Raw genomic sequence first — 15,529 nt, forward strand, 5'->3', positions numbered from 1 at the left:
GAGACTCTAATATTCACCTTGGCACGGAATTACACCCAGTAAAATCATCCAAGTGGATAATTTACTGATTTCATAGCCAACGATATTTTTACGGTATTATCTCTGCTGGCAGACGGAGGAGAAAGTTAGATATCTGGACAGGGCTTTCAAAGGTTAACTGCTTGTAGCAACTCTTCAAACAAGGGTTCGCCAAAATTCATAAATCGTAGTGAAGGCATTTCATCAAAAATATTAGGGTAAAAAGTAACAATGTAATTCTGCCCTTTGTAATTCAGTTGCCAAGTACCTTCACTCCTTCTCTCAAACTGCACACCACTGGTCGTTAAAATTGCTGAGGACGTGAATAACTGCTCAATAATTTCTGGCGTAAATGGACTGGAAGTAATTGGTTTTTGAATTTCTGCTAAGTCGGCGTCCAAGTCCATCGCTACCATTTCTTCAATTGCTAGACGAGGTGGTGGACTGTCTAATACAGAATCGAATTCAGACATTAAAACATCCTCTTCTTCTGGATCTGCACTCATAACAGCCTGTTCAATAAAGGTAGGGACTTGAGCTAAAATAGGTTGGAGATTGCCCACGACTGTAGCAAAAGCGTTTATGCGATCGCGCAATTTTCTATAAACCTTCGCTTCTACAGTGCCGTCATAATAGAAGTTGTGGATTCGCACAGTAGGATATCTTTGTCCAATGCGGTCGATTCTCCCAATGCGCTGTTCGACCCGCATGGGATTCCAAGGCATATCGTAATTAATCAACACACCGCAATTTTGCAAGTTCAAACCCTCGGAAGCAGACTCAGTACAGAGGAGAATTTTGATTTCATCTTGACGGAAGCGCCGTTTAATATCTTCTTTGGGAACTAAACACCAATTTGGTTGACTGTTGACGGTTGACTGTGGACTGTATTGTTCAGTCAACTTTGGTTGACTGTTGACAGTTGACTGTGGACTGTATTGTTCAATCAAGGGTAAACTGTGAACTGTCAACAATTCCCCACCGCGACCGGAGTAACAAGCCACTTGGCTACCGTACAACTCCTTCAAAGTATCCCGCAGATAATCCATCGTGTCGGTGTACTGGGTAAAAACGATCGCAGTTTCCCGTTCAGTCAATTCTTGACGCAAAATCTGAATAAAGCGGGAAAGCTTTGTATCTTCTCCGGTGTTTTCAAACTGGTGTAATAATTCTTCCAGGTATTGAATCTCCTGGGGGTCTACTGGTTCAAAGAAAGTTTCCAACCCAGCAATCACTGCATCATCGGCATCGTCTACATCTGCTAAATCATCTTCGCTTAAAACACTTCCATGCTGAGTTAGCAGATAATCCAACCGGCGTTGCAGAGATGATTTGATAGCATAAAATGAACTCGTCAGGCGCTTGCGGTACAGCGTCATCAAGAAACCCAGACAAGAACGCTGTTCTTTTTGAGCTAATCGGTAAAAATGACGCACGTAGTCGCTAACGGCGACATAAAGTGGTACTTCTCGCTGCGGTTCTAAAGTAATAGCATTATCTTGCACAACTCTAGTAGGAATATCCTTCTCTAAAAGCCCCCGCTGGTAATATTGTCGGAGAGTATCGCGGGTGTGACGAAACATCAAGTCTTTTAGAGGAGTATTCACAGTCAAGTATTGGCGCGAAGTAGCAATGAAATCTTCATCTGCCAATAATTGTTTGTGATTAGAGATTTTCTTACCCCGCTGCCATATATCTTGCATTTTATAAGCCAAAATGCGATCTACTCCGCCCCGGTGTTCGCGATGGGCTACGCCCTGCTGTTCGCGTTCGGCTCCGCCGTGCCGTTGGCGATCGCTATTTGTCAAAAACTGCTGTAACCTAGAACAAGGTTGGCCACCACGCTGAAAGTAGTCGGTAGACATAACTTGCCAAAAATTAATTACTTCCTGCTTGACAGCACCTTGTAGTGAAGCGAAATAATCACAGAAGTTATCACCGTAACTCCAATGTCCTTGCAGTCCCAACAGGTGTAATAAGTCGAAAATTTCTATGGCATCAATTTGCATCGGAGTTGCTGAGAGCAGAACCAGAGATTTTGTTTTCTCCTTTAGCTGTTCCATCAACTCTAACAAGCGATTAGGTGTTTCCTTGCGGTCTTGAGGACTTTTACGCCTTGCGTGGTGTGCTTCATCCAATACCACTAAATCCCAAGGTTCTGCTTCTAGTATCTGGCGCATTCTCTCAGTTCTCCGCACCAAATGGGAAGAAGCCAGGATTAAGTCTTGGGTATTCCAAGGATTAGTTAACGGTTGACTGTTGACGGCGATGCACTGAGCTTGCCGAAGTGTTGACTGTTGACGGTATTTTTCTGTCAACAGTGAACTGTCAACAGTGAACGAATTTTGTGTATAACTCCAAAAATGTAGATTAAATTTTTCCCGTAATTCTTCTTGCCATTGGGGTTGAACGCTAGCAGGTGCTAAAATCAGTACCCGCTTCACTTTTTTGGATAACAGCAGATAGCGCAAAATTAAACCAGTTTCAATTGTCTTACCTAAACCAACTTCGTCAGCAATGAGAAAACTTTGGGGAAAATTTTGAGCAACGCGGCGCAGTATTTTAATTTGGTGCGGCCAGGGGTGAATGGGAATTGATTTTAGACAAAAGTCCAAGCAGCCGGGATGTTCATGAATATTGGCAAGTTGAGTAAATGCTAACCGTTCTTGTTCACTGATGACAGTTGACCGTTGATGGTTGACTGATGACGGTTCACTGTTTATTTCAGTTACCTGTGAACTGTTAAAAGTTGACCAATTTTGCTCACTATTAACTGTTAACTCTTCCCTGTCAACATTATTAATTGGTCGAGTATCAAATTCTACTTGAGAGTTCCAATCGGGTTTAGTGGTGGGGGCATAACGTAACAGCTTTTTCTGCACTGCTTCTGGAACTTCAAAGACTCGCACATTAGGCGATATATCATACCAAAGTTGCTCAAACCTAGCTACTTCTTCTTCAACTCTATCTAATTCCCTTCCTCCCTCCCAAGAACAATAAACGTGAAAGGATTCTACATTCCTCTCCCAGCCACCGATGGATTCGTTATTGGAACCGTTAAATGCTAATTTATCGCCCTTGCTATCAGTAAAAATGCCAACTTTTTCATGAAATATATGCCGTGGATCTAGTTGCTGTGTACTATCTTCTGGTTGCCCATTTTCTTTTATAGGAATAGCAATTTTAATATCGAGATACTGGTTTTGAATCAACCAACTGAGAATTTCTAAGTGTTTGAGTTGGGCAAAACTTTCTGGTGGTTTTAAGTCTGCGTCTAACCGAGATAGTAATGCGTCTCGCAATTCGTATCCTTGTTGAATTGCTTGTAAATCCTGTGGGCTAAACTGACAGCCCATGATTAACCGTATTCGCCCTTCGTTGTACAGCATTGCACCTAAACCCCGTGCAACTTTACTCAAGATAGCACTGCTAAAAAAACCTGCTTTGCGGTCATATTGAATGGCACACTCTAAAGCAGGAATGTAGAAATCAGTGATAGTATTATGGGTGTTGCTGGTGTAGCTAATTTTCCAAGGATATTCACGCAGATTTTTCAAATTTCTAACCAGTTATCTAATTTTAAGTTGGGAATATTGATAAAATATTTGATATTTGTTAGTAACAAGAATATCGTCACAAAAACGAGCTACAGACGTAAATAATTAAAGGTTTGTAGTGAGGGCTAAAGCCCTCACTAAGAGGATGTTTGAAAAGTTTATGGTGATGCATTAAGCATCGGCAGATCCCCATAAATCCACGCCAGTCGCTCATGGGGGAGACAAGAGAGTTCTGCGCGCTGGCTCCCCTGGACAAGGGGGACTTTAAGAACTTTTACCCCCTTTTTTAAGGGGGGCTAGGGGGGATCTCGATCAATTTGGATACTTTTCAAACAACCTCTAAGAGCTAATTTCAATGTTTTTACATTAGTTAACTTAATTTAACTTATTTTTACCAACCTACTTAACGTACTAAACTGTCTGCCCATTCGCGCACACATTCGTGCGCTACTCCTGAACCTTTTCGACGGTATGCTTTGAGCGCCGCTTGGCTCTGCTGAACCATTTGGGCTTCAGTCAGAGGTTGAAAATTTAATGCCGCGTCTATTTCGCCTACGTCAAATAATTCTTCTGTTGTTTGAGTAAGTTGATTTGTCAGTAATTGCTCAAAATCTTCTAAGTCTCCGGATGTACCAGTCAGCCATGTTAAAAAGAGAGTTTTCACCTGTTCTCCAGGTAAAATTTCAAGATGTTCTACAATTTGCTGCCTAATATTGTTTGCTGTCATCAGCTTTTAATTTTTGTAGTAGCTCTGCTATTTAGTCATCAGTTATCAGTCAATCATTTAAAGTGTGTTAGGGTCAATCCCTTGCTGTTGTAATCTAGCTAACAGATTTTGCAATTGTTCTTCTGGTGTTGAGTATCTGTCACCATGCTCGTCATACCAATATAACCATTCCCGCGTCCTTCCTTGATAAGTACCCTGTTCCCGTCCAATACCTAAACTAATTTCTGGCATCCAAATTTTATCACCTGGTTGTAAAATGTATTTACCTTCGACTAAACGATAAACTTCTAAACGTTGACGCTTACGACGTAGCCGCGTTGGTGCATAAATCGCATAATACAAAATGCCTAATTCTGCATAATCGATTTTTTTCTGTTCATATTCGCCATTGTAAGTTTGTGAAACAACTTCTAAAGCTAAAATTGGTGGAATGTCTTCTTCTTCCCACAAAACGTAACTAGAACGTCCATTTTCACCAACAAACCGTTCTACACCCAAACTCAAGAAACCATCAGGAACTATGGCTCCTTTATTGGGTGTATAATAAACTCCCATGTTAATGCCAAAAAACCAGTCATCGCGGTTTTGCCAGATTGCAGCTAAGATGGCTAACAATAAGTTGGGAATTAATATTTGCAGTTCGTTATCCACAGGAGTATCATCTGAATCGGGTAATTCTGCCGATGAAGGTAGGCATTCTAACGGATTATAGTTATACATAACTTTTAAGCGAAGACAGAATACTGTCACTACAGGCTAACGCCTACATCAAATTTTATCAAATAAATACTACTGAACACTACAATGATTGAAGAAGCAATCATTTGGTCTAGTTGTGATGCAATCAATTTTCTGGACTGTAGAAGAAGTAGCCCTAAGAGCTAAACAGTTTTACGAAAACGGTATTCGTCAAAATGTCGAGTCTGGTGAAAATATCGGTAAGATGATTGTGATTGATGCAGAAACGGGTGAATATGGGATTGATCCAACTGGTGTAGAGACAGCGTTAAAGTTAAAACAGAAAAACCCTAATGCTAGATTGTTCACTATACGGATTGGTTATGATGTTGCTGTAAGTTTTGGTGGTGCAATGGAGCGTACTGCTGAATGATTTATGGAAAAGTAATGGATGGTAGGGCAATAATTCCAGTGGTTTTTCGTTTACCTTCGCAGCCAGATTTTAATTTGGATTTTGTCATTGATACTGCATTTAATGACCATCTTACTTTACCACCGCAGGCAGTCAGTGCGATGAATCTTCCCTTGTATTCTAGTACCGAAGCAAGGTTAGCCGACGGTAGTCAAGCTTTATTATCTATCCATTTGGCAACAATTGTATGGGACGGCATAGAAAGATTAGTTCCAGTTTTAGCTGCTGGTTATAAACCTTTACTAGGAACTTCTCTCATGGCAGGATATCATCTAGAAATAGATTTTCAAGATAATGGTTTAGTTTCCTTAGAAAAACTCTAATCGATTAGTTGTTGTTTTGGTGGGTTCGGAATTATCAGAATAAATTCAATTGTCCACCTTCATTAAATGGTATCTCAGGTTGCACATAAGACACTTTGGCTTTAATTTCATCCATAGCTAACCACAAATCTAACAACGCTTTTTCTTCGGGGATGCGTTTCTTTTCATCACCAATGCGCGGAATTACTTTCAACGCTACTTCAAATGTCCGCATAAATAAATCGTTGCTGACTAAGCCTGTATTTTTCATAAATCTGCGAACAGGTTCTGTATTTTCTTCTTCTTGGTAAAGGGCGATAATAGCGTGGAGTCCATCAACTAAATATCTGGCAGAAAATTCAGTATCGGTGACGGAGAAGGCGCGTTTTTTCAGGCGTTGTTCTGGAGTGAGTAATTTACAGTAACCGCTTCCAGAATCGAGTAGTTTGTGTTTTTTGACTAAATCGGAAACATCAAAACCACCCACTGCTAAAGCCAGTTGTCTAGCTTCATCGAAGGGAAATTCTCGCGCTTCAAAGGTATCCCATGCCAGGATGTACCATTGGGTTAAGGGGTCGATACCGTTGAAGTCTTTACCTTCTAATAGCTTTTGTAGTCGGTATTCGACTACTGCTTGACGTACTTCTTCAAATGCTGCTTTGGGTTCAACTGGGTTCCCGGCGCTGTCGAGGATGGAACTATATTTAGTAAACACACTCAAAGCTGAACCGAAAGCACTTAAGCACAAGTTTATCCCAGGGGGTTTAATGCGGCGTTGCGGATTTGCTACTCTATCAGCAGCAGGACGAGAATCTTCAGTTAAGCATTTTTCGAGTTCTGGTGCTTTTTCAAAGACGATATTTCGCACGTCAATTCGCACGTCATCCCACCAAGCTTGTTCGGCGTTGGGGTCACGTTTGCGGCATACTAAAAGTACTGTGCTGGATACTGCGTTTTTCTGCGCTTGGTGCAAGTTTTGGGGATTTTCAGTACTGACTGCCCAAGATGCGGTAATCTCGAAACCAGCATCAATGAGGGATTTTGCTAAGACATCCCACGCGCCGGAGTCTTTGTGGTTGAATTGTACTGTCATTACGCCGTCGTCACGTAATACGCGATGGTATTCAGCGAAAGCCATCGCCATTTTTGCTTCATAGTCTTGGTTGGCGAGAATTTCTGGAGATACTCCCATGTTGCGGAAGCGCCCTGGATTTGCAATTGCTTCTCTATCTTTGTCAGTAAGTTCGTTAAAGAATAAGTCAGGGAAGACACTTAATAAATTTGCTCTAAGCCATACATAAAAAAAGTCAGAGATTTCACCATAACGAATAGAATCATAGTATGGTGGGTCTGTAACTATAGCGTCTACAGATTTATCAAGAACATGAGTTAGGCTATCGGCTGATGTTGCTTTTATTTGAATATATTTATGAGCTTTTTGTTCAAAATTTGGAATACTTGCATTGAAATAATCATTGCTAAATAAATTACAAATTCCAGAATAATCAGATATCAATGATTCACATTGATATTGCCACAATTTAGTAATAACATTAGTTTCGGGATAATTCCAAAATAGGTTAAGCGAATGTTGTCCAAGGGCTGATTCAATAGCACATTTAGACGCATTTAAATGTGCTAATCTACAGTTTTTATCTACACAGTTACTAATTAAAATACTTAAATAAGTCAAAATTGATTCTACTTTACTAACCTCGTATTCATGTTGAATTAAGGATTTTGCATCATCAATAATTTTTGTATAGGTTGCAAGTGTTATAAGTTGACGAGCATTAAACATTTCATACCATTTATAAATACCGTATAGGTACATATCTGGCCCTCTATGAGTATTTTCAGGAATTTCTTGAATAGGTATAAAACCAGCCAATTCCCATTCCTGTTTTTTCTCACTTAAAAACAACTCTGCCTTTTTTATACCTTCGTAATCTATTTCTTGAGGTGTCCGAAATTCTAATGCTCCGCTACCTTTACGATAAGCTACTGCATATAATTGATGTCCTAATCCTTTGGATTGAGCATAGGTTTTTATAGCCTCATCTTGAATTACACTATTACAATTAGGACATTTACCTACACCTCTACTAATAGTAATTGTTGTATCTGGGTCATATTCTCCATTAGTCGTTTCAATAGTTATCCCTTTACCCTTTCTTCCACTAATTAATTCAAAATTAACTCGCTTGTTTTCAGGATTAGGAATTGGCTTTACAGCATACCAGTCAGTTGTAATTTTTCTCGCTTGTCCTTTTCCTGCATAATTGCTAGTCCGACTTAACCACCAATTAGGACTTAGAGGAACAACAGACTCACAATTAGGACAAACAACCGTATGCGCCCAAAAGTAATATTGAGTTGTTTCTCCAGGTAAAGAAGGGAAAAACTCAGCTAATCTTTTCTCCGCTTCATCTCCTACCCACTTCACCCATTTATCAATATCCTGCTGCAAATCTGGGCCAAACTTTAGCGGATATTCCATCGCCGCCTTCATCGTCACCACCGCCACAGGATTTAAATCAGAAGCCAGCACATTTAACCCATATCTCGCCGCCTCAAACGGAATACTCCCACCACCTGCAAACGCATCTAAAATTGTGGGTGTGCGAGTTCCCCAAACCTTCTCACAATAATCCTGCACTTTCTTAATTTGCACAGAATTAGGCGGCGTTTTATATAGCTTTACCTCCTTCCCCGGTACTAACCCCAGCAAATATTCAAACTCTTGCATTGTGATATCTGCTGGTAATATCGAAGCCAACACACTAGCGCGACTAAAAGATAATGGCTTACGCGAATACCAGCGATGTAATCCTTTAAATGGATTTCCCCCATGTTCAAAATTAACTTGCTCGTTTAATACCTGTACAGGCATCATTTTTTCAATAAAAACATCGGGGCGTTTAGGCATAATTCAAATTAATACGTAAATATCAGAAGCTACTATAGTAGCAAAAATCATAGACAAATATAATTCGCAGCCACATAAATTAAGTCCGCACAGGTAGACTATAATCAGCGAGAAAATCAATCCCCCAAAAGGACTCTAATCGCTTTCAAAGCCTGATTACGTTTACCATTACTAATCTTAGCAAACCAGTAGTGCGACTCTTCATAACTCATGGCTCTAATCCCTTGGGCAATATTCGCAATGCGTTCTATTTTAGAAAGCGGTTGCAAAGTCTGAAACAATAATGCCAGATTTATCCCAGATTCCTCATTCAAAATATAAGGAGTTTGGCGATTGTGACTTAGGGTTTTGGGGTCATAATTATTCGCCTTCAAAGAATCATAAATTGCCTGTTTCACCTGAATTAAAGCATTGCCCTTTAAACGCCCAATGCGTTTAGCAGAGGGACGCTTTTTTTCCCCGGCTTTTTTATAAGCACATTGATACAACTCCAGGGCAAAGTTATTGTTATCCGTGGGGACTACTCGCAATTGAAACTCTTGCATCTCAGTAAGTTACTTTAGCCGTCAAATTCAGCCTATCAACCGGATTACGATTTAGGGCCCCTTTGATATTACTGATTTCTGCGCCGTTTGGTTCGACTGGAGATGAAAATTCAAATACGAGCTTTAGGGAAACGTCAGCTTTTATATCCGGGCTACTTAGCAAAGTGTTAACAGCCCCCTGAAAACTCTGAAATCCTTTAACTGGCCCTTGATACTCTAAGCGGATAAATTGTTCACCAACAGTAATAGTTGCCGTTTGGTCGATTAGCAAGGGTAGCTTTATTAACATAGGGAAAGCTGTCATCAATCTGCGGTAGTCCATCACCTGTCCGACAGAGATTTCCAAAGACTTGATACCCTGAACTTGATTATCTTTGATACAGTCTTCTAATTGAGTAAATACACTATTGAGTGTTCCCTCCCAGTCAAATTCTTCCGGTTTAGCTTTAAACAGCGATAAATCATCCCAGTCATCGCCGATTTTTTCACTACCGTTAGGTGTGCGGGGTGTTCCAGTACCGTAGGTTAAAATGCTTGCTTGGGTTTCCCTCTCCTCTACTTCGCCGTTGCCGTAGTCAGCTACAATTTTGAAAGAAGTGGTTTTAGCGATCGCCATCTCATACTCATCACTAGGGCGAAACTCCCCAACAACCAAATTCCCATCCTGATAAAGCGTAATCGTCAAAGCCCCCGAAGCCTTCCACCGCACCCGCACAGGTTTAAGATCATCATTACTGGACATCACCTGGGCGTTAAGTTCAATTTCTCGCGGTTTCGGTAATTCCAGAATTCCCCGGCGATAAAGTACCATCCGCTCAGAAAATTCGATAGAGTCGGGTAGGGTAAATTTACCTTCATCAGTTTTAATAAATAACTTCTCACCCACCTTCATATCCCAACTACCAGTCTGTAACCCCTGGCGGATGGTATCTCGCAGCTTGGATAATTCAGCATCAAGGAGTATATTTAAACTCAAGTCTTTGGCGAAAGCTTCCTTCAATGCTTTAGTTGTCCAATAAGTTAACCCAGACAGCCAAACCTTCTGCAAAATATAAGCAGGTGCATAAAATGGTGCATCATCAGCACGAATTTTTTGACAATCTTTCAGTGCTTTTAAAATCACATCCTGTTGATTACTTTTACCCTTCACATCGCTAGAATCTTGGGCGGGAAGAGTGTAGTGCATCAACCCCTTGGGAGCTTTTACAGGGTCATTAGCTGGGTAAAATAAGTGGCGGTAGGCATTAGTTAAAGATACCCTTACCCCTAAATCAAGAGAACCTTTTTTATCTTTGAGTTGTTTTTGCTGATTTTCTGATAAATCTTGCAAGCGATTGGGAGAATTGAGAATATTCAGAATGGCGCGAAACTCCCTGGCGTTGTTAATCGCTCGGTCTAATTCTTGCTTATTTGCAACTAAAAATAATAAGCGATTCCTAAATGTCCGAAACTTACCCGACTCACCTGTTTCATTAAAAATTTTCTCCACCATTGGCGGTGGCCCTTCGGTAGTTACAGAAATAGTCGCCTCATTAAAGTCAATTAAACACAGGGCGATGCTATCAGAAACGTCATCCACATCCGCTGGTGATTCTGGTGCAGAAACTAACGTGAGTAGTCTATTAGCAAAAATGGCATCGCGGCGACCGCGCAAATCGTCTTTCGCCTCGGTAATTCCCACTTGGGCTTTTTCTTCGGCAATAATTTTATTGATTGATGGTTCTTCTTTAAAACGAGCCAGAGTTGTAATCGGATCATTTTCCAAGTACCAAGCAACTTCACTCAGTCTTTCTAAGGCAGTATCAACAAAGCCAATTTCTAACCCCGGTGTCAACAAAGATAAATTTAATTCGGCGCGACGAATACCCGCAGATATACCTTGAGTGATGGAATGTAATAGAATAGTCCGGGCTACCCAGGTAGAAAAGGGAGGTTTACCAGCAGCTTTCCATTCTGCATCTTGTAACTGAGCGTGTGCCTCTCTACCATCTTTATTATAAACATCTGCTTGGATAGTAATCCGCATCAAGGGACGTTCTAAACGGGCAGTTAAATCGCTGGTGATTTCTTCCTCAACACCAACAGGGATGTGGTGGGGATGAATTAACGGTATCCAATTTGTTGAATGTTGACTGTTGACTGGTGACTGTTGACTGGTAACTGGTGACTGTTGACTGGTAACTGTATTTTGTCCGTCAGCAGTTAACCGTGAACCGTCAGCATTTTGCCACAGATAACGTATGACTCTGGCAAATAACCGCAAAGCGCCTCTGGTGCGTTGGAAGTTGGGAATGGAGGCGATTTTTTTAGTTAGCAGGTTAAATAATTCGGGGTGGAAGGGGTAACTTTGCTCGATGCTTTCCATGTAGCGTGCATCTTTGCAACCATCTGGTAAATTAATCCGACTAGCTTTATAACTTTGTAAGTATTCTCTGGCAGCGTTGGTGGCAGCATTACCTTCAATACTGCTGAACATCCTCTGTTTAACTATGTTGTAAATTTCAATATCCGTGCTGGGTTTAAGAATGCGTTCTTGCCTAGCTGTGGCAGAAATGGTTTCCCGAATTTCGGTGGTTTCTTCCCCGAAACTGTCACTGGAAGAAGCGAGGGTGTAAACAAAGACTAAGTTATTACAAGATGCTGCCAAGTCCATGAGGGCGAATAAAAAAGCAACTACCTGTCCGGCTAAGTCGCTATTCCCAACTATAACAGCTTTGGCTTTTCTCAAATATGTAGCAATTTCATCGAGGATAATGACTGTGGGCTGCCCCTGGGTGATCCTTTCTAAAACTACAGTACCTGGACTAACTCGCTGTTCATCAGAACCTTTAAGCAAGCTGTAACCTGCCACACCGCCGATTTGATAGGCAATTTCTCCCCAAAGGGTGTAAGTGGTAATGCCAGTATCGGTATGCAAAACACCATTAACTGGGTCAAGGTCTTGGCAAGCGATCGCAGCTGCTTGAATCGGTCGGTCTGGTATTAAATTAATGTTGTCAGTAAAACGATGTAGTCCAGGAATCTCTCGTCCATGTTTAGCAATATGCCACAGAGCAATTTCATCGTGAGTTTTACCACCACCAAAGCTGGTTTCCAGTCGGATAATGGGGGAACCTACAGCTTCCCCTACCAACCGCCCGAACACTTCAGAGATTAAAGTTTTCAAACCATCAGTAGCAAAGGTGTTGGCGAAAAAGGCTGTGGGATCTTGGTAGACTTGGGGCGCTTTCCCTTCAACAACCAGTCGCAACTTGGCCGCGAATAATTCAGGAGAGAGTTCTCCTGCTAAAATTTCGTCTCTAGGGATGCAAGTTTTAAATACTGAGGGAAGCATAGAAATATATTGATGGTTCGGTTCCTAGTTGTCGGTTAACAGCCAACCAGCAACTGTCAACAATTATTTGTTTTCAAATATACTAAGCTGTTTTTAAATCCATCTTAAATGCAAATTGGTTGGTCTGCATTCAATCTAACCTCTGCCTGAAAAGGACGTCCTCAGCAAATGGCCGGAACCAGCCGGGATTCGCATCTGCCCACGCAGTAGCTTCTTCAAAGAGCGATTTTTCCCCCGAATCGAGGTAAAATTGCATTTTGGCAATCATCTCCAGACGTTGGCGCTCTTGACCACTGATGATTCGTCCTACAATCACACCGTATTGCTGCACTTTACGCCTAGCATGGCTTATTGCCATTAGCCGCAATTTGGTCACTCGCTTCAGCTCTTCAATCCTTGAGGAATCATCACTAGTAGAATCACCAACAGATGCATCCTGCAACCCGTTGTTATCACTTTGAGGTGATAATTCTGGTGTCACAGGTGCAACTGTCGGTAATTCGACAGTTGCACTTTGCCCCCCCTGATTGAGAATTTCTTGTGGTGGTTCTGGTGTCAAGGCAGTAATTGTCGAAACTACAGCCAGTCCGTTATCCCCCAGCATTGATAAGTTTTGATTATTTATTTTTGGCGAGTCGCCACAATCAAAAGGATATAATAAATCCTGATTGAAATTGAGTTCGTTTGATTGTAAAATATTAAGAGAAACCGATTTCTCTACTTGATTGCTAGGTTGATTTAAGTCAATTTCAACACTATTAGCAAAATTTATGAGTTCCCGATTTTCTACTACCTGGGTTACTCCTGAGTCTTTTTGACAAACCTCGCTTTGTTGAATTACCTCTACGGCTTCCAGCCCTTGGGGGGCTGTAGCCGCAGGTGGTAAACAAAAAACCTTCATATAAGTAAACTGCCCGTAATAGTCCTCTGGATAAGGGTTTCGGGCTGTCTGTTTTTTACTGAATTGACTCTTTTGGTAAAACTGCCCGTAATAATCCTCTGAGTATGGGTTTGCACTATTTTCCGGCTGACTACTGTTTCCTAGGTTGATGCTATTTCCTAGGGTATTGTTTGCTGCTTTTATGCTGTTCTCTACCCAAGGATCTGGAATGTACCTTTGGGGATGCCATAGGTGCTTGTGTTTGTATAGTGTGTCTTGGCTCAATGTTTTGTTGAACCGACGTTTATGTTCTGCACTTATCTGCTTTCCTCTTTCGGTTACTCCCTCTTTTAAGCCTGTATCCCACTCCAATACTTTGACTATGCTCTGAATGCGCTTTTGGGCTTGCTCGCTACGTTCCTGGTTTTGGCTTTTTGGTTTTTCAAATGGGATTACGTTGTCTCTGTCAGTGGATTTTTTTACTCCTCTACCACCGACTAGGGCTAGGGCATAGGTGTTGGCAAATGTTCCTAAGGGACGTTTTGGATAACTGGCGTAGGGGGTATACCATTGGTGGCGTGTTGTGCATTCTACCCAATCTCTTACCCTTGCTTCGATTTCATGTTGGTGGCGGCAATATTTTGTGTAGCCAGGGGCTTCTACTGCGGTTTCTATGGCGTATTCCACTAAGTTTTCGTCTTGTAGGTCTTTAAAGACTATTCCGTAGCCTACGATGATTTGCAGGAGGATGTTTGTTTGTCCTGGTTCTGTCCATCCTGTGGCGATTATTTCTTCCCAGTTGTTACGCCATTCTTCTATTTTGATTCCGCTTTTTTGACGATACTGTTCTCGGTTATGGCGAATTCTTGCTTTTTTGCAGGCGTTTTTGAGTTTGGTTAGGTCTTGGCGATGTGCTGCGCGATCGCAATAATCAAGGAAGGTGGCTACGGAATCACTGATTGCTTGCAAGTCATCATCTAGCAATAAGGCACCGCTACCTGGTTGCATGGGGCAGCGGATGGCATTGTAGTTGATTATGCCGTTTTCACTGTATTGTTTGACGTTGGGGAAAATTTCTAGGTGCCCTTTGCGGATCTGGAAGCCCGTGTCTTTTAAGGTTTGCTCGATGGCACAGGCTAGGTTAAAGGTTGGTAATTCTTTTTCAAAGGTGACTATCAGGTGGTAGCCACCACTGTGGCTTGATTGAATGGGGATGATGTCAACTATGCCGATGTCTTCTAGGGCGGCTTTGATGCGCTTTACTGATGGGAGGTTATGGTAGTCACCTCCTGCATCTAAATCTATTGTGGCGTAACGAGTAGTGGAAGCAAAGCGGATGCCTACAAGCTGGTTGCTGTTTTGATGGGCTGCCCACAGTTGAGATGGCTGGAGGTAATAATCTATTGTTCTCCAGGCTGGTTTGGCGAGGAAGGTGGTTGCTGGGGCGACAATGGCACTCCAAGGATGCCAAAAATATTTTACGTAGCGTTTCCCCAACTCGGAGGCTGGCTGGTGGGGTTTGATTTTGGTTTTGGAAAAATGCGCTCGATTTGATTTGGCGAAATCGCCTGAATTTTCTGGTAGATACATGACTGGCTTTCCCTCGATGCACTGTGAAAGGTCATCGGGTAGCCGCTAGTTAGCATCAAGCCTCTATGTATGTAAAAAGCTGCTGTTCGGCTTGAAAAGCCTGATTTTTCGTTGCTGTTCGCGGTTTTTTTAGCAAGAAATTATCAAAACCCTGTCGCACAGAAGTTTCAGAACCCTTACGCAGACTTTTACAAATATCTCGGTTTAATGCCTAATTGTTGGTAAACAGGAGACTCATGGCCTAGAATGAAATCAAAATAATAATTTCTTTTTTTGGACGAGTTGGATAGCTCGCCTATGTTGCTGAGACGACTGGAAATCGTCTCGCCGCTTTTGGTATTCTCTTTTTAGGCTTTTGAGTCGTAGTTTACCGAAACCAAGCAACTAGCGGACTACCCAGCTTTTTTTTTGGAGTTGTAACTCTTCCCTGACAAAGGCTGATTGAATAAGTCCAGCAGTTTAATCTTTAAATCCATATACAAAATCCCTTGGTAAAT

The 15,529-nt window shown here is 41.7% G+C and carries 9 protein-coding genes; 2 read left to right on the top strand and 7 right to left on the bottom strand.

What is annotated here, in order from left to right; all coding sequences use genetic code 11:
* Positions 1-146 precede the first annotated feature (146 nt).
* The 3 genes from CYLST_RS30640 to CYLST_RS30650 form a co-directional block, all read right to left on the bottom strand.
* Positions 147-3,575 carry a helicase-related protein gene (locus tag CYLST_RS30640; RefSeq protein ID WP_015328418.1) on the bottom strand — a complete coding sequence of 1,143 codons (3,429 nt, stop codon included), beginning with the start codon at positions 3,573-3,575 and terminating at the stop codon, positions 147-149.
* Positions 3,576-3,978: 403 nt separating this feature from the next.
* Positions 3,979-4,302: a hypothetical protein gene (locus tag CYLST_RS30645; RefSeq protein WP_015328419.1), complete on the bottom strand. Its 324-nt coding sequence runs from the start codon at positions 4,300-4,302 to the stop codon at positions 3,979-3,981.
* 57 nt (positions 4,303-4,359) lie between these two features.
* A complete protein-coding gene (locus CYLST_RS30650; RefSeq protein WP_041234105.1) occupies positions 4,360-5,022 on the bottom strand; it encodes a Uma2 family endonuclease in 663 nt (220 codons plus the stop codon).
* Between the two features lie 118 nt (positions 5,023-5,140).
* On the opposite strand from CYLST_RS30650, the gene CYLST_RS30655 reads away from it, so the two are divergent.
* A complete protein-coding gene (locus tag CYLST_RS30655; protein ID WP_015328421.1) occupies positions 5,141-5,413 on the top strand; it encodes a hypothetical protein in 273 nt (90 codons plus the stop codon).
* Entirely contained in the window at positions 5,410-5,775 is a 366-nt protein-coding gene (locus CYLST_RS30660) for a clan AA aspartic protease (RefSeq protein WP_015328422.1), read from the top strand. The genes CYLST_RS30655 and CYLST_RS30660 overlap by 4 nt, the downstream gene beginning before the upstream one ends.
* 34 nt (positions 5,776-5,809) lie before the next feature.
* Here the strand turns inward: CYLST_RS30660 and CYLST_RS30665 are convergent, their stop codons facing one another.
* The 4 genes from CYLST_RS30665 to CYLST_RS30680 form a co-directional block, all read right to left on the bottom strand.
* On the bottom strand, positions 5,810-8,683 hold the full coding sequence (locus tag CYLST_RS30665; protein WP_015328423.1) for a DUF1156 domain-containing protein: 2,874 nt from the start codon (positions 8,681-8,683) through the stop codon (positions 5,810-5,812).
* Between the two features lie 116 nt (positions 8,684-8,799).
* Entirely contained in the window at positions 8,800-9,228 is a 429-nt protein-coding gene (locus CYLST_RS30670) for a DUF7680 family protein (protein ID WP_015328424.1), read from the bottom strand.
* A gap of 1 nt (position 9,229) precedes the next feature.
* Positions 9,230-12,562, bottom strand: a complete 3,333-nt coding sequence (locus tag CYLST_RS30675) for an ATP-binding protein (RefSeq protein ID WP_015328425.1) — start codon at positions 12,560-12,562, stop codon at positions 9,230-9,232.
* 130 nt (positions 12,563-12,692) lie between these two features.
* Positions 12,693-15,032, bottom strand: a complete 2,340-nt coding sequence (locus CYLST_RS30680) for a hypothetical protein (protein WP_015328426.1) — start codon at positions 15,030-15,032, stop codon at positions 12,693-12,695.
* Positions 15,033-15,529: the final 497 nt, after the last annotated feature.

The organism is Cylindrospermum stagnale PCC 7417, from assembly GCF_000317535.1.
Classification (GTDB): domain Bacteria; phylum Cyanobacteriota; class Cyanobacteriia; order Cyanobacteriales; family Nostocaceae; genus Cylindrospermum; species Cylindrospermum stagnale.